This window comes from Planktosalinus lacus (assembly GCF_014640155.1).
Taxonomy (GTDB): domain Bacteria; phylum Bacteroidota; class Bacteroidia; order Flavobacteriales; family Flavobacteriaceae; genus Planktosalinus; species Planktosalinus lacus.
Genome location: NZ_BMGK01000001.1, coordinates 71394 through 88432, shown reverse-complemented (window position 1 = coordinate 88432; position 17039 = coordinate 71394). Strand labels below are relative to the sequence as shown.

Here is a 17039-nt window from a genome sequence, read left to right as displayed (position 1 = left end):
AATTAGTTACACGCAATTTTATTGACACGATTTTGATGTCTGCCTCCTTCAAAAGGGGTGTCTAAGAAAGTTTTTACCATTTCGATTGCTTGTGGTTTTGAAATAAACCGTGCCGGAAGACTTAAAATATTTGCATTGTTATGTTGACGAGCCAGAGCAGTGATTTCTTTGGTCCAGCAGAGTGCAGAACGCACATTTTTATGTTTATTTGCAGTCATTGAAGCACCGTTTCCACTTCCACAAATAATAATTCCAAAATCAACCTTACCCTTTTCAACATCCTCGGCAACAGGATGAATAAAATCGGGATAATCAACGCTTTCTTCTGAATCTGTGCCATGGTTGATAACTTCGAATCCACGCTCTTTTAATAATTCAAGAACTGAAAATTTGTATTCTGTGCCTGCATGATCATTTCCAATAGCAAGTTTCATAAGGATTATTTTAGATTAGATTGGTTAACAAAAGTACAAAACATCGGTTATTAACAACTAAATTTTACATTGTTAATTTATCTTTACAATAGCTTAATATTTAGATAATTAAAATTTTGTTAAAATTGTTTACAAATAGTGGTTCAAATTCAAAAAGTAAGCTTGCTTTCCTCAATATAAAATTTCATATGTAAATTTTAACGGAGAAACCTAATTTGTTTTTAACTTTTTATAGCGAAGTTTTCATCCAAAATTTAAGTGATCTTAACCATAATTATTAAAATTAATTATCAAAAAGTAAAGTTAGTTTTAGTTATTGACAACTGTTAATTTAAATTACTATCTATATTGATTCTTAAAATTTTAGTATTGTAAAAACTGTTGATAACCGGTTTGAAAATGATTATAAGTAAAAATCAAAACAAAAATAAAAAAAGTTATACTACATATTAACATACTATAATAAGCATCATTTTGTTTTTAAATTTAAAATAAAAATAAATGTATATATTATAGTTGTTAATAAAACTAAACTATGTGAAGGTCTTTATTATGTTTTAAATCATTAATGATTTCTTTTACTTGCTCAAGATCATCAGGATGAACCATTAAACGAATACCCCCTAAAGCGTAAGAATGAAATGGAATTACACTTAGCATCGTTTCGTTTTGAAAAAAGTGAGCAATGTGACGTTGCTCTAAAATAAGTCGCAAAACCGCAAATTCATGAGCATAAGTAAAAACAGCTGCAACAACATAATTAATCATAAATCATTGAATTTTAAAATATCAACTTCACTAAGTTAACAAAACTTTAGAGTGAAAACGATATACTTTCACAATAATGACGTAATTTTAACATCCATAAAAATAACATTGCATGTCTGCAAAGAAAAAAAGAAAAAAATCAACCAATAAGATTCCAAATCTCTCCGAAAGTATCTTAAAAATTTTATTATTAAATCCATCAAATTCGTTCAATTATAAACAAATTGGTGCTAAAATGGGTTTAGATGATCCAAGTAGTAGAAATCAAATAATTAAAAAATTGAAAGAACTTCTAGGAAAACAACAAATAGAAGAAATTGATAAAGGTAAATACCGGATTAAAAAAGGAAATCAATACCATACTGGAAAACTGGATATGACTACTAGAGGCCAGGGATATGTAGTTGTTGAAGGGCTTGAAGATGATGTTTTTGTATCTAATAAAAACATCAATAAAGCATTCAATGGCGATGAAGTAGAAGTTTATATTTATAAAAGAAGAAAAAATTCAAAACTTGAAGGTGAAATCACTAACATTTTAAAACGCAACAAAACTGAATTTGTTGGGGTTATTGATATTCAGCAAAAATTTGCATTTGTTTCAACTGCTGATGGTAAAATGTATACCGATATTTTTGTTTCGAAAGACAAAATAGGTAATGCACAACAAGGAGATAAAGTATTGGTAAGAATGGATGAATGGCCAGAAAAAGCAGATTCTCCTTTTGGAACAGTTATTAAAGTACTGGGTAAACCGGGTGAACACAATACTGAAATACATTCAATTCTTGCACAATATGGATTGCCACACGATTTTGCACCAGAAATTGAAAAATTTGCAGAAAATATAGATACAAAAATACATCCTGAAGAAGTTAAAAAACGCAGAGATATGCGAAAGGTTTTAACCTTCACAATTGATCCTGCAGATGCAAAAGATTTTGATGATGCATTGAGTTTTCAAGTATTAGAAAATGGAAACTATGAAGTAGGAATTCACATCGCAGATGTTTCTCATTATTTACAACCCAATACCATATTAGATGATGAAGCTTATGAAAGAGCAACATCAGTTTATTTAGTTGACCGAGTTGTACCTATGCTTCCTGAAGTACTATCAAATTTTGCATGTTCCCTAAGACCAAATGAAGAAAAATTTACTTTTTCAGCTGTTTTTGAAATTAACGAAAAAGCTCAAATTAAAAATGAATGGTTTGGAAGAACAGTAACTTTAAGTGATGCCCGTTTTGCTTATGAAGAGGCTCAACAGATTATTGAAACTGGAAAAGGAGAAATTTCGGCAGAGTTTTCTTTAACAGGAAAAACTTACCACGCTAAAGAAACGATTGTTGACGCTGTTAAAACACTCAATAAATTAGCAAAAACCATGCGAAGAAAACGCATGCAGAATGGAGCAATTTCATTTGATAAAGTTGAAGTAAAATTCAAACTTGATGAGGAAAACAACCCAACCGGTGTTTATTTCAAGGAAAGTAAAGAAGCAAATCATCTTATTGAAGAGTTTATGCTTTTAGCAAACAAAAAAGTAGCTGAATTTATAGGAAAACAAACACCAAAGAAAACATTTGTTTACAGAGTTCATGATGAGCCAAATGATGAAAAGTTATCAGCTTTGGAAGGAATTATTAAACGCTTTGGATATAAAATTAACACACGTGACCGTAAAACCACAAATGCCTCTCTCAATAAGCTACTTGTAGATGTAAAAGGAAAAAAAGAACAAAATCTCATTGATACGCTCGCTATTCGCACAATGAGTAAAGCAGAATATTCAACTCAAAACATTGGACATTACGGTCTGGCGTTTGATTATTATTCACATTTCACTTCACCAATTAGACGTTATCCTGATGTAATGGTGCATCGATTATTGCAAATCTATCTGGATGGAAAACCTACTCAAAAAGAAGAAGTTTATGAAGAAAAATGCCGCCATTCAAGTGATATGGAAGGCCTTGCTACCAGTGCAGAACGCGATAGCATAAAATATATGCAGGTAAAATATATGGTTGACCATAAGGATGAACAGTTTTTAGGTGTAATTTCAGGAGTTACAGAATGGGGAATTTATGTAGAAATTATAGAAAACAAATGTGAAGGAATGGTTAGTTTACGTGAGTTAAGAGATGATCACTACACTTTTGACAGAGACCAATATGCTGTTGTGGGTAGTAAAACTAAAAAAGTATATCAACTTGGAGATGAGGTTTTTGTAAAAGTAAAACAAGCAGATTTAGTCAAAAAACAGCTGGATTTTACTTTAATTGGAAGTAGAGAAGAGGTCGAAAAATAAGTAGATCTTGAAGTTTTAGTTGATAAATTCCTAATTTTGTAATACAGAAATCAATTGCATGATTGAAGATTTACTTGCTGCTATTCCATTAGGTTTTTTCTTGGCTTTTTTAATTGGACCGGTTTTTTTTGTTCTTCTTGAAACCAGTGCTGTGAAAGGCGTTAGAGCTGCTTTTTCTTTAGATTTAGGTGTAATTGTAGCTGATGTAGTTTTTATTCTTATTGCTTATTTTAGTACCAATAAACTTCTTGAAAAGATTAAAGACGACCCAGCACTCTATATTTTTGGAGGGGTTTTATTTGTGACATATGGGATTATTTCTCTCATAAAAAATAAAAAAAACTACAAACGTCACGAAGAAAATGAATCCATTATTACAATCAAGAAAAATAATTACGTTGAACTTTTTATAAAGGGTTTTTTATTAAATTTTATAAATATCGGAGTATTGGGTTTTTGGTTAGGTTTAATAATAGTATTTGGACCTCAACTTGAGATGGATCCGAACAGGATGATTTTCTTTTTTGGAGCCATTTTAGGGACCTATTTGGTTATTGATATTTTTAAAATGTTTGCTGCAAAAAAACTCAATAAAAAACTAACCCCTTACAGAATTTATAAAATTAAAAGGTTGATAAGTATTATCATAATTATTTCAGGGGTTGTATTGTTGTTCAACGGAATTTTCCCAAAACAAATAAATGAAACTTTTGAAGATCAAATAGAAAGAAGAATACCAACAATATAGCATTTTAACATCTGATAAATTAAAACAAAAAAACTCCTTCATTATTTAAATGAAGGAGTTTTTTACTTTGAGGCATCGTCCGGATTCGAACCGGAGTAGACGGTTTTGCAGACCGGTGCCTAGCCCCTCGGCCACGATGCCCTATTTTTCTACACAGATGGATACCCTATTAACGGGTCAGCAAATGTAAAAAAAATTTGCTTTCAAATACTATCTAATTTCAAAAATTACCTTTTCGCTTTCATTGCAATGATAACTTCGGCAACATCACCACCTATAGGGGGGTTTACTTTTGAAACCTCCACTCGAACCTCATTGACAAGTAAAAGCTCATTAAAAATTCTGTTAATTATACGCTTTCCAACATGTTCTAACAATTTTGAACGAATTGCCATTTCTTCCTTTACAATTCTGTTTAAATGAACATAATCAACGGTATCTTTTAATTCGTCAGTTTTTGATGCCTCTGCCAGGCTGGCCTTAACTTTTAAATCTACCATATAATCAGAACCAATTTTACCTTCTTCAATCAAGCAACCATGATATGCATAAACTTTTATTTTTTTCAACCTTATAACACCCATTCTTTAATAAGTTTAGATTTTTAAAAGAAAATAATAACATATATTATTTCACAAAGATACATCATTGAAATCAACAATAAATTTATAAAAAGCCTCTCTATGATTTCTGTTACTTAAAACCATAATTTTAATACCTTTGCATTTCAAATATGGACAATGTCAACAGAAGAAAAATCACTCAATTTTATTGAGCACATAATAGAAAACGATTTAAAATCAGGATTTGAAAAAGAAAAGTTACGATTTAGATTCCCTCCTGAACCCAATGGCTATTTACACATAGGCCATGCCACTTCAATATGCCTCAATTTTGGATTGGGTTTAAAATACAATGCACCGGTTAACCTTCGTTTTGATGATACAAATCCAGCCAAAGAAGAGCAGGAATATGTAGATGCCATTAAACGGGATGTAGAATGGTTAGGCTTTAATTGGGCTAAAGAGTGTTATGCTTCAGATTATTTTCAAGAGCTGTATGATTGGGCAGTGCAATTGATAAAAGACGGCAAAGCATATGTAGACTCACAATCATCTCAGGAAATTGCAGATCAAAAAGGAACGCCTACTGAATCTGGTAAAGAAAGTCCGTATAGAAACAGAAGCGTGGATGAAAGTCTTGAGTTATTTGAGAAGATGAAAAATGGAGACGTTCAGGAAGGTGAACACGTTTTGAGAGCAAAAATCAATATGGCATCTACAAATATGCTGATGCGTGACCCTGTTATGTACCGTGTTTTACATAAAAATCACCATAGAACAGGCGATAATTGGAAAATATATCCAATGTATGACTGGGCACACGGCGAGAGTGACTATGTTGAACAAGTTTCACATTCACTTTGTACACTAGAATTTTTACCTCACAGAGAGCTATACGATTGGTTTTTAGAGCAGATATATGATACTTCCAAGGTAAGGCCTAAACAACGGGAGTTTGCACGTAGAAATTTAAGCCACACAGTTGTGAGTAAACGAAAATTATTAAAACTAGTTCAGGAAGGGGTTGTTAACGGCTGGGATGATCCGAGGATGCCCACAATTTCTGGTATGAAAAGAAGAGGATATACACCGGCATCAATCAGAAATTTTGCTGACAGTATTGGGATTGCAAAACGTGATAACATTGTTGATGTTTCGCATCTAGAATTTTGTGTTAGAGAAGACTTAAATAAAATAGCCCCGCGTGTAATGGCCGTTCTTGACCCCGTTAAACTTATTATAACTAACTATCCTGAAGGAAAAGAAGAGTGGCTTGACGCTGAAAATAACCCAGAAGACGAGCATGCAGGATCTCGAAAAATACCTTTTTCTAAAGAACTTTTTATCGAAAGAGAAGATTTTAAAGAAGAGGCTAACCGTAAATTTTTCAGACTTACTTTAGGAAAAGAAGTACGATTAAAAAATGCTTATATCATAGAAGGACAAAGCGTAGTAAAAGATGAATCCGGAAATATAACCGAAATTCACTGCACATACGACCCAGACAGTAGAAGCGGAAGTGGGACAGAAGCCTCACAGCGCAAAGTAAAAGGAACACTCCACTGGGTTTCAATTCAACATGCCATTCCTGCCGAAATCAGGGTATATGACCGACTTTTCCTCACCGAATCACCTGATACTGATAAGGAGAAGGATTTTATGGAACACATAAACCCAGATTCACTTCAAATCACAGAAGGTTTCCTGGAGCCCAGCCTTAAAAACGTAAAACCCGAAGAAGTGTTTCAGTTTCAACGAATAGGCTATTTTGCTGTAGACAAAGAATCTTCAGAATCAAAACTTGTATTTAATAAAACTGTTGGCTTGAGAGACTCCTGGGGTTCTAAAAACAATTAAATTCAATTTTTTTGTTAAAAAATTTAGGAATTGACTGTAAATTATTAACCGGTTATTAACAATAGTGTTGGGTTATAAATTGTATATTAGAGTATAATTAATTTAATAACAATTTAAACAATACAATTATGGCAAATAACACTGGACAAACTTTATTAGCACTTTTAACCGGAGCTGCTATTGGAGCTGGGATAGGAATTCTCTACGCGCCTGAAAAAGGCACAAAAACCCGAAAAAACATTAGTAAAAGTGCACAAAAAGCTCAAAAAGAGCTGACAAAGCAATTGAAAGAAACTACAAACTCACTCAGCAGTAAAGCTAGTGCTGCCAGGTTGAGCTTTGAAGATAAGCTTGAAGACACAATATCTTCAGCAAGCCATAAAGCTGATGATGTCTTAAAAGCTTTAGAGGATAAACTGGAGGAGTTAAGAAAACAAAATTCAAAACTTCAAAAAAAGTAAAAATTAATCTAAATAAAATAATGTGTTTGAAAAAATAACCAACAATGTTGAAGGCATTCAGGATCATTTAGAGTCCTACATTAAAAACTCAGCTGAATATTATAAACTGGACATTTATAAAAAAACTACGAAAACGTTTATATCCATTCTAAGAGTTCTATTACTGGGCGCTATTGCTCTCTTACTTTTGTTTTTTCTATCATTGGCCGCGGCTTATCTGATAGGAGAAGCTTATGGGAATATTAGTTACGGGTTTTTATATGTAGCTGGTTTTTATGTGCTGGTTTTTATTTTAGCCTGGATTTTTAGTAGAAAACGACTCGAAAGGGCAGTATTAAAAAATACCTCAAACATTTTTTTTAATGACTAATGACTAATATGAAAACATATAAATCACTCGAAGAAATTAATCAAGAACTTGAAATTTATAAGCTTCAGGCTCAAATTGATAAGGAAAAGATGAAACAAAATTATTATGAGATTAAAGATTCAGTTTCACCTACTAATATAGCCCTTGACGTGAGTTTATCCATAGTTAGGAAGTTACTTTACGGAAGACTTTTTCAGAAACTATTACCATTTAGAAAATAAAAAAAAGCCCGAAATTTTCGGGCTTTTTTGTTTTATAAAACGTTTGGTATTAGTTTTTATCATTCTTTTTTGTATCTGTTTTATCTTTTTTCATTTGTTCGCCAATCATATTTGAGGCAGTAAATGAAGCTACCATATTGTTCAGCATATCGCTTCCGGCTTGTGGTGAATTTGGCAATAAAATCAAGTTTGAATTGGTTTCTTCACCAAGTGATTGAAGTGTGTCATAATGCTGGGTGACAACTATCAAAGCAGAAGCTTCTTGTGAATTGATACCCACATTGTTCAATACATTGACACTCTCTTCCAATCCTCGAGCAATTTCACGCCGTTGATCTGCAATACCTTGACCTTGAAGCCTTTTGCTTTCGGCTTCTGCGCGAGCTTTTGCGACAATTTTAATACGTTGTGCTTCAGCTTCAAACTCAGCAGCAGTTTTTTCACGCTCTGAAGCGTTGATACGATTCATTGCATTTTTCACTTGTTGATCAGGATCAATATCGGTTATCAGTGTGTTGATAATATCATATCCATAGCGTGTCATAGCCTCATTCAATTCCTTTTTAACGGCATTGGCAATATCGTCTTTTCGTTCAAAAACATAATCGAGCCTTAATTTTGGTACTTCAGCTCTTACGACATCAAAAATATAAGAGGTAATTTGATCATGAGGATACTCCAACTTATAAAAAGCATTATAAACATTTTCTGCTATCACTTTAAATTGAACGGAAACTTTAAGCTTTACAAAAACATCATCTTTTGTTTTTGTTTCAACGATAACATCCAACTGTTGAACCCTTAAATTGATCCGTCCCGCAACACGATCAATGAGTGGGATTTTTAATTGCAAACCCGAATTTCTAACACTTACAAAACGTCCAAAACGCTCTACGATTGCTGAAGTTTGCTGACGAACCATAAAGAAGGTTCCAAACAATAAAAGGATAAAAACAACAATACCAATAATTAAAATTACATTTCCCATAGTTTAAATTTTTTGAAATGTCAATTTACAAAAATTAAGGTTACATTTGCTTGTTTTTAAAAACCTTAATCTTGAAAATTAATTATTTCTTTTTAATCCTTTTTACCTTTATTCTTTCCTTTCAGGCCTATTCTCAAAGAAACTACAATGAGTTCAATGTAATTGGCGTTTCAGCTGGCTTAACGCTCTATGATATCAAAACGGATGATTTAAGCACACAAAGCAAAGAGAGCTTTATGTTTGGTCTTCAAATACGCGGTAACGTGTATAACAATTTTGACATGATGTATGGTGTGGCGTTTTACGACACCAATATTTCAGTATTAGCAAACAGCGTTCCGGAAGGAGGTACTCAAAGAGAGTTGAATTATAACATTCAGTCTGCACAAATTTCAGTTTTATGGGGGTATAAAATAATCAGAGAGCATTTAAGTATTGAAGCAGGGCCTGTTTTAAATATCAACGGCAGGCTTACATTGAAAGATACCCAATATGAAAACTACATAATAGATGGGTATGACACATTGCGAGCAATTGAGCTGGAAGACATTTCTAAAGTTAATTTTCATCTTGCTGCAGGTGTGACAGCCGGTTTCCGAAACTTCAGAGTATTTGGACAATACCAGTATGGAGTTACCAATATGTTAAGTAAACTGAATAGCTCTAATCTTGAATATAAAGATTTTAAGGGGAATGCAAATCTAATTACTGTAGGAGTGACAGCATACTTTTAAGATAGCCTTTTTATGGCATTTTCAAGACGTTGAATCACTTCATCTTTACCCAATATTTCCATTATAGCAAATACATCCGGTCCTTTCATTTCTCCCACAAGAGATAGCCTAAGGGGCTGCATAACTCTACCAAAACCAATACCGGCATTGGTAATCCAGTTCTTCACTTCTTTTGACAGAATTTCCTGAGTAAAAGAGGCTTCTTTTTTAAGAATGATTAGTACTGCTTGCATTACTTTATCAGTTTCTTCTTTCCAACATTTGTTTGCAGCAGCTTCATCATAAGCTTTGGGTGCCTTAAAGAAGAATTGAGTCTCATCCCAAAGGTCTGAAACAAATGTGATGCGCTCCTTGACTAGCTTTAAAATGGCTTCTAAATTTAAAGAAGTTATAATTTGATGCTGGTCCAATAATTTTTTATAGGCAAGTACCAGTTTATCATCCTCAAGTTGTTGTAGATAGTGGTGTTGAAACCAGTTGGTTTTTTCCGGATCAAATTTAGCGCCGGCTTTATGCACTCTTTCCAATTCGAACTCCTGAATAAGCTCAGCAAGGCTAAAAATTTCTTTTTCTGTTCCCGGGTTCCAACCTAAAAGCGCCAACATATTTACCACAGCTTCGGGCAAATAACCATCTTCTCTATAGCCTGAATATTTTTCTCCTTCAGAATTAATCCACTCTAGCGGAAACACCGGAAAACCCATTTTATCTCCATCTCGCTTACTTAATTTTCCTTTACCAATAGGCTTCATTATAAGCGGCAAGTGAGCAAACTTTGGAGCTTCCCATTTGAAAGCATCATACAACAATTGGTGTAAAGCTAAAGAAGGCAACCATTCTTCGCCTCGAATAACATGCGAAATTTCCATCAAATAATCGTCTACAATGTTGGCGAGATGGTAAGTGGGCATGCCATCGCTTTTAAAAAGCACTTTATCATCAAGTAAATTAGAATCAACTTCCATTTTACCTCGAATCATATCATTTAAAACAATGGTGGAACCAACCGGTGTTTTAAACCTTATTACATAGGGTTCCCCATTGTTTAGGCGTTTTTCTAATTCTACTTTAGAGAGGGTTAATGAGTTATCAAGCTTTTCCCTGTTATGGTGATTATATATAAATGTTTTCCCTTTTTCTTCATGATCTTTTCTGTATTGCTCTAAACTTTGGTTGGTATCAAAAGCATAATATGCTTTGTTAGTATTGATTAATAAATCAGCATATTCTTTATACAAATGTTTCCGTTCGCTTTGTCGATAGGGTCCAAATCCCTTGTCCTTTCCAATGCCTTCATCAAATGGAATTCCACACCAGTTTAAAGTTTCAACGATATATTCTTCAGCTCCCTTCACATAGCGCTTTTGATCAGTATCTTCGATTCTGAGAATAAAAGAGCCGTTGTGTTTTTTAGCAAATAAATAGTTATATAAAGCCGTTCGAACACCACCAATATGGAGAGGACCAGTAGGACTGGGAGCAAAACGAACCCTTACATTTTTGTTTAGTTCAGAATTTTGAGAATTTGAGGGGTTGTCAGGGCTTTGGTGTTTCATAAAATAAATTTTAAGAATCGTTGTTCTATTTTTAAATAGATAAAAAATAAATGTCAAATTAATAAGGGGCAAAGATACAATTTAAGCCGTATTTATTAAGTATGTTGCTGACTATATTGGTCCTTTAAGTGCTGTAAAATTTACTTCATGTTAAAGTTTGACTAAGGAACCGATGATTATTAAGCTTTAAACATTAAAATTCTTATTTTTAGCGGTTAAGAAAACAATCAATGAGTAACTTTGATCACATAATTCAAAAACTTGAACAATTCATTAAAAAATATTATACAAATGAATTGATAAAAGGCTGTATTCTCTTTGTTGCTATTGGCTTGCTATATTTCCTTTTTACACTTTTAATTGAACATTTTTTATGGCTGAGCCAAACAGGAAGAACTATTTTGTTTTGGACGTTTATAGCCGTTGAATTGGCCTTGTTTTTAAGGTTTATAGCATTTCCGCTTTCCAAACTTTTAAAAATCCAGGACGGGCTTGAATTATCTCAGGCATCAAAAATTATAGGCGCTCATTTTCCTGAAGTGAATGACAAATTGCTCAATGTACTTCAGTTGAAGAAGAATGCAAAACAGTCTGAATTATTATTGGCGAGTATTGAACAGAAATCCGTTGAGTTACATCCCATTCCTTTTGCCAAAGCAATTAATTTTAAACAAAACATAAAGTATGTAAAATACATTGCTATACCGGTTGTCGTGTATTTGCTTTTTGTAATCACTGGCAACTCGGGTATTTTTTCCGGAAGCTATGAGCGCGTTGTGAATTATAAAACGGCTTATGAACCTCCGGCTCCATTTTCATTTTTTGTTATCAATGATAATTTGGAAGCGCTTGAAAATAAACCGTTTGAACTTCACGTAAGAACAACTGGAGAGGTGACTCCAGAAACAGCTTCCATTTCTTTCAACGATGAAGAATATTTTCTTCAAAAAACAGCCCCCGGGGAATTTAAATATACCTTTTCTCAACCCATTGAAAACATCTCTTTTCGACTTCGTGCCAACGAGGTAACCTCAAAACCTTATATTTTGGACGTGATAAAGGTGCCGTCGTTACTTTCATTTGAAATGAGCTTAGAATATCCAAATTACACCGGAAAGTCTGATGAAACACTTAAAAGTACTGGAAACGCAACCATTCCTGAAGGCACTAGGGTTACCTGGAACTTAAAGACAAAACAAACCGATAAAGTGCGTTTAAAGACTTCAGATACAGCTTATTTATTTGAAAAGAATTTGCCTGATTTTCATATTTCCAAGAATATTTATTCTCCTGTCAAGTATACCATTTCGACATCCAATGAAAAACTAAAAGATTTTGAAAACTTAGGTTTTTCTCTTCGGGTAATTAAGGATCAGTATCCTGAAATTAATCTAGAAGCCAAACAAGATAGCCTAGATAGCAGAGTTACATATTTCATGGGGAGAGTTTCGGATGATTATGGCCTTTCGAAATTACAAATCGTTTATTATCAGGATGACAAACCTGAAGAAAAACATCAAAAATCAATTACCCTAAACAAAGGTACATTTGATCAGTTTTTATATGTTTTTCCAGGTGAATTACCTCTGGAAGAAGGTAGGGTTTACAGCTATTATTTTGAGGTTTTTGACAACGATGCAATTAATTCTCCTAAGAGCTCAAAATCAACCCCTTTTTCGTTTAGAAAACTCACTAAAGATGAGCTGGAAAACCATCAACTAAAAGAGCAAAAAGAAACCATTCAAGGATTAGACAAGACACTTCAGAATTTAGATAAGCAAAATAAAGATTTAGAAGAACTATCAAAACTTCAAAAGCAAAAAAAGGAACTTAACTGGAATGATAAACAAAAGTTCGAAGAGTTTTTAAAGCGACAGAAGCTGCAGGAAGAAATGATGAAAAAGTTTTCAGAAAAAACTAAAGAAAACCTTGAAGACTTTCAAAAGGAAAACAAAGAAAACGACCCCAAAAAGGAGGAGCTTCAAGAACGCTTTGAAGAAAATGAAGAAAGGCTTGAAGAAAACGAAAAGCTACTTGAAGAGCTTGAAAAATTAAAAGAAAAGATTGCAGATGAAGAACTATTTGAAAAAATGGAAGAACTCAGCAAGCAAAATAAAAAGCAACAAAGAAACCTTGAACAACTTTTAGAGCTAACAAAGCGCTATTATGTTGAGAAAAAGGCACAAAAACTTGCCGAAGAACTTGAAAAACTTGCCAAAGAGCAAGAAACTCTTTCAGATGAAGACATTGAAAACAACACAAAAGAAAACCAAGAAGAAATCAATAAAAAATTTGATGAGTTTAAGAAGGAAATGAAGGAACTCAAAGAAGAAAATGAAGACTTAAAGTCACCTATGGAACTTCCTGATAATGAAACCAAGGAACAAGAAGTACAGGAAGAACAAAAACAAGCTACTGAAAAACTGGAACAGGACCAACAGGAAGGAGCAAAGCAAAATCAAAAAAATGCAGCTCAAAAAATGCGTGAAATGAGCGAGCAGATGCAAATGCAAATGGCTTCGGGCAGTAGTGAAAGTCAACAGGAGGATATTGAAATGCTTCGTCAAATTCTTGACAATTTGGTGATTTATTCACTCTCTCAGGAAGACCTGATGGAAGATTTTAAAAACACGGGTTATGGCAATCCTTTATTTGGTAAAAAATTAGTTAGACAAAATGAATTGAAACAAAACTTTCAACACGTCGACGACAGCCTTTTTTCATTAGCACTTAGAAATCCCATGGTTGGAACGACCATTAATGATTTAATTGAAGATGTTCATTACAACATTAACAAATCAATTGAAGAACTTGCAGACAACAAAATTAGAAATGGAATAGCTTCCCAACAATATTCAATTACTGGAGCAAACGATCTGGCTGTTTTATTGGGAGACGCATTAAATACTATGCAAATGCAAATGCAGATGCAGATGGGGGCACCTGGTCAAGGAGAGGGTGAACAAGGGCAAGGATTTCAACTGCCAGATATTATAAAAATGCAGGAAAGTCTAAATGAACAAATGGAACAAGGAGCCAACCCCGGAAAAGGTGAGCAAGGCGCCCAAGAAGGTGAGGGGGAAGGAAAAGGCCAGGGTGAAGGAAGTAGTGGCTCAGATGGAGAAGGTAAAAACGGAGAGGGATCTAATAAAAAGGAAGGAAATGAAGGAAAAGAGTCAGGTGAAGGAGATTTACAGTCTGAAGAATTAAGTGGTCAGCTTTTTGAAATTTATAAACAACAACAAATGCTTCGGAATCAACTTGAAAACAAGCTTCGTGAAGAAGGTTTGCCTACTGATGCAAGTCAATTAATCAAGCAAATGGAACAAGTTGAACAAGATTTGCTTGAAAGAGGATTTAATAATGAAACACTTCGCAAAATGAACAACATTAAACACCAATTACTTAAATTGGAAAAAGCTGCGTTTCAACAAGGTGAAGATGAAAAAAGACAGGGTCGCACAAATGAGTTCGAATATGAAAGCACAGTAAACAAACAACTTGAGAACGCCAGGAAGTACTTCAACAATGTAGAAATATTAAATCGCCAACAACTACCTTTGCGTCAAATTTATCAACAAAAGGTTCAAGATTATTTTAAAACAGATAATGATTAATTTTTTTAGCGAAACAGACTTTTCCCTTAAAAACACTGAAAAGTTTAAATGCTGGATTCAAAACAGTATTGAAAAAGAAGGATTCAAATTAGGAGAAATCAACTATATATTTTGTGATGACGATTACCTCCAAAACTTAAACCTTCAATATTTAAATCACGACACACTCACAGATATTATTAGTTTTGACAATACTGTCGATTCCATAATAAGCGGGGACATTTATATTTCTATTGAACGAGTTAAGGAAAATGCGCAAGAGTTTAATACATCTTTTGATGATGAATTATCGCGTGTGATGATACACGGTGTTTTACACTTTTTAGGATTTGGTGATAAAACTGAAGATGAAAAACGAGAAATGAGAAAAAAAGAAGATGCCGCTTTAGAATACTTTAATCGTCTACACCATAAGTAACTGTAAATCAGTTAATAATATTATTTGTCTGTTTGTCAATACTTTACCTATCTTTGCATCCTTTTAACCTTGACCTTGTTCCACGTGGAACACATTAAAAATTTAGAGTATAATTTATGTTTGAAAATGAGTATGAAGTTATTATAGTTGGAGGTGGGCACGCAGGTTCAGAAGCAGCTGCAGCTGCAGCTAATATGGGCTCGAAAACCCTGCTTATAACAATGAACTTGCAAAATATTGCACAAATGTCCTGCAATCCAGCCATGGGTGGAATTGCCAAAGGGCAAATTGTGCGTGAAATTGATGCCATGGGTGGTTACAGTGGAATTGTATCAGATAAAACAGCAATTCAATTTAAAATGCTTAATAAATCAAAGGGTCCAGCCATGTGGAGTCCACGTGTGCAAAGTGATCGCATGAAATTTGCAGAAACTTGGAGGCTAATGCTTGAACAAACCCCTAATCTTGATTTTTACCAAGATATGGTGTCCGGACTAATTGTAAAGAACAATAAAATAGTAGGTGTTAAAACGGGTCTTGGTATTGAGATAAAGGCAAAAACCGTTATTCTAACGAATGGAACTTTTTTAAATGGCCTCATCCATATAGGTGACAAACAATTTGGTGGTGGTCGTGCAGGGGAAAAAGCATCAACGGGAATTACTGAAGACCTTATTAATTTAGGGTTTGAATCAGGCAGAATGAAGACCGGAACACCTCCACGTGTAGATGGTCGTTCACTTGATTTCTCCAAAATGGAAGAACAATCAGGAGATCCCATTCCAGAAAAATTTTCCTTTTCAGACCAAACAAACCCTTTGTCAAGTCAGCGTTCTTGTTATATGACATATACCAGTCCAACGGTTCATGAGTTGCTAAAAGATGGTTTTGATAGATCGCCGATGTTTAATGGCCGTATTAAAAGTATCGGGCCAAGATACTGCCCATCCATTGAGGATAAGATCAATCGCTTTGCAGATAAAGACAGACACCAACTTTTTGTTGAACCTGAAGGCTGGAATACAGTAGAGTTTTATGTAAATGGATTTTCTACTTCCTTGCCAGAGGATGTTCAGTTTAAGGCTTTGCGTTCTGTTGCAGGATTTGAAAACGTGAAATTTTTCAGACCTGGGTATGCTATTGAATATGATTATTTCCCTCCCACACAATTAAAACATACTTTGGAAACCAAACTTGTAGATGGACTGTTTTTTGCAGGCCAAATTAATGGTACTACAGGTTATGAAGAAGCGGCCTCTCAAGGTTTAATGGCGGGTATCAATGCACATTTAAAAGCACACAGAAAAGAACCCTTCATTCTAAAAAGAAATGAGGCTTATATAGGTGTTTTAATTGACGATTTGATTACAAAGGGAACTGAAGAACCCTACAGAATGTTCACTTCAAGAGCAGAATACAGAACACTACTAAGACAAGATAATGCTGATTTTAGACTAACACCAAAGTCATTTGCAATTGGTTTAGCTAAAGAGTCGAGAATGCAACGAATGGTAGAAAAGCAAGAAAAATCTTCTGCCTTTGTAAACTTTTTTAAAAAAACCAGTTTTTCAGTAGAGGAGATGAATCCCATACTTAAAGAAAAAAATTCTGCATTAATTAAGCAGAGTGATAAAATGTTTAAAGTATTTTCACGCCCTAATATCACTCTAAATGATATGCGTAAAATTCCAACAGTAGAAGCATTTATAAATGAAAATAATTTTGACAATGAGATTTTAGAACAAGTTGAAATACAAGTGAAATATTCAGGATATATTGATAAAGAAAAAAACAATGCTGACAAGTTAAACAGACTTGAAGGAATTAAAATTCCTAATGATTTTGATTATTCAAAGCTGAAGTCTCTTTCATTTGAAGCAAAAGAAAAGTTGACCAAAATAAGGCCCACCACAATTTCACAAGCATCTCGCATCAGTGGTGTGTCTCCAAATGATATTTCTGTAATGTTGGTATACATGGGAAGGTAATG

General features: G+C 33.8%; 15 protein-coding genes and 1 tRNA gene. 10 read left to right on the top strand and 6 right to left on the bottom strand.

Annotation, left to right across the window (positions count from 1 at the left end):
- Positions 1–2: 2 nt before the first annotated feature.
- Both rpiB and IEV69_RS00405 read right to left on the bottom strand, forming a co-directional pair.
- On the bottom strand, positions 3–434 hold the full coding sequence (gene rpiB / locus IEV69_RS00410) for a ribose 5-phosphate isomerase B (protein WP_188438353.1): 432 nt from the start codon (positions 432–434) through the stop codon (positions 3–5).
- Between the two features lie 528 nt (positions 435–962).
- Positions 963–1202, bottom strand: coding sequence for a DUF2007 domain-containing protein (locus IEV69_RS00405; RefSeq protein ID WP_188438352.1), 240 nt, complete (start codon positions 1200–1202; stop codon positions 963–965).
- Positions 1203–1314: 112 nt separating this feature from the next.
- Here IEV69_RS00405 and rnr point away from each other — a divergent pair, with 112 nt between their 5' ends.
- A complete protein-coding gene (rnr, locus tag IEV69_RS00400; protein WP_188438351.1) occupies positions 1315–3516 on the top strand; it encodes a ribonuclease R in 2202 nt (733 codons plus the stop codon).
- A 58-nt stretch (positions 3517–3574) separates the two neighbouring features.
- Positions 3575–4264 carry a LysE family translocator gene (locus IEV69_RS00395; RefSeq protein WP_188438350.1) on the top strand — a complete coding sequence of 230 codons (690 nt, stop codon included), beginning with the start codon at positions 3575–3577 and terminating at the stop codon, positions 4262–4264.
- Between the two features lie 70 nt (positions 4265–4334).
- Here the strand turns inward: IEV69_RS00395 and IEV69_RS00390 are convergent.
- Positions 4335–4405 (bottom strand) — tRNA-Cys (locus IEV69_RS00390).
- A gap of 86 nt (positions 4406–4491) precedes the next feature.
- Positions 4492–4848, bottom strand: a complete 357-nt coding sequence (folB, locus tag IEV69_RS00385) for a dihydroneopterin aldolase (RefSeq protein WP_188438349.1) — start codon at positions 4846–4848, stop codon at positions 4492–4494.
- 156 nt (positions 4849–5004) lie between these two features.
- Between folB and IEV69_RS00380 the strand changes: the two genes are divergently transcribed.
- The 4 genes from IEV69_RS00380 to IEV69_RS00365 all read left to right on the top strand — a co-directional run bounded on the left by IEV69_RS00380 (position 5005) and on the right by IEV69_RS00365 (position 7736).
- The gene (locus tag IEV69_RS00380; protein WP_188438348.1) at positions 5005–6684 is read left to right on the top strand and encodes a glutamine--tRNA ligase/YqeY domain fusion protein; all 1680 of its coding nucleotides are present in this window, start codon (positions 5005–5007) and stop codon (positions 6682–6684) included.
- Between the two features lie 128 nt (positions 6685–6812).
- Entirely contained in the window at positions 6813–7145 is a 333-nt protein-coding gene (locus tag IEV69_RS00375; protein WP_188438347.1) for a YtxH domain-containing protein, read from the top strand.
- A 22-nt stretch (positions 7146–7167) separates the two neighbouring features.
- Positions 7168–7515: a phage holin family protein gene (locus IEV69_RS00370; RefSeq protein WP_188438345.1), complete on the top strand. Its 348-nt coding sequence runs from the start codon at positions 7168–7170 to the stop codon at positions 7513–7515.
- 8 nt (positions 7516–7523) lie between these two features.
- A complete protein-coding gene (locus IEV69_RS00365) occupies positions 7524–7736 on the top strand; it encodes a DUF6327 family protein (protein ID WP_188438343.1) in 213 nt (70 codons plus the stop codon).
- A 49-nt stretch (positions 7737–7785) separates the two neighbouring features.
- On the opposite strand, the gene IEV69_RS00360 is transcribed toward IEV69_RS00365, so the two are convergent.
- Complete coding sequence (locus IEV69_RS00360; RefSeq protein ID WP_188438341.1) at positions 7786–8724, bottom strand: SPFH domain-containing protein; 939 nt, start codon at positions 8722–8724, stop codon at positions 7786–7788.
- A 71-nt stretch (positions 8725–8795) separates the two neighbouring features.
- On the opposite strand from IEV69_RS00360, the gene IEV69_RS00355 reads away from it, so the two are divergent.
- Complete coding sequence (locus IEV69_RS00355; protein ID WP_188438339.1) at positions 8796–9458, top strand: porin family protein; 663 nt, start codon at positions 8796–8798, stop codon at positions 9456–9458.
- Here IEV69_RS00355 and gltX read toward each other — a convergent pair.
- On the bottom strand, positions 9455–11014 hold the full coding sequence (gene gltX, locus IEV69_RS00350) for a glutamate--tRNA ligase (protein WP_188438337.1): 1560 nt from the start codon (positions 11012–11014) through the stop codon (positions 9455–9457). The genes IEV69_RS00355 and gltX overlap by 4 nt on opposite strands.
- A gap of 230 nt (positions 11015–11244) precedes the next feature.
- Between gltX and IEV69_RS00345 the strand changes: the two genes are divergently transcribed.
- The 3 genes from IEV69_RS00345 (at position 11245) to mnmG (ending at position 17037) form a co-directional block, all read left to right on the top strand.
- On the top strand, positions 11245–14631 hold the full coding sequence (locus IEV69_RS00345) for a DUF4175 family protein (protein WP_188438335.1): 3387 nt from the start codon (positions 11245–11247) through the stop codon (positions 14629–14631).
- On the top strand, positions 14624–15049 hold the full coding sequence (ybeY, locus tag IEV69_RS00340; RefSeq protein WP_188438333.1) for an rRNA maturation RNase YbeY: 426 nt from the start codon (positions 14624–14626) through the stop codon (positions 15047–15049). Before IEV69_RS00345 ends, ybeY begins: the two co-directional genes overlap by 8 nt.
- 116 nt (positions 15050–15165) lie before the next feature.
- Entirely contained in the window at positions 15166–17037 is a 1872-nt protein-coding gene (gene mnmG, locus IEV69_RS00335) for a tRNA uridine-5-carboxymethylaminomethyl(34) synthesis enzyme MnmG (protein WP_188438331.1), read from the top strand.
- The last annotated feature ends 2 nt before the right edge of the window (positions 17038–17039 follow it).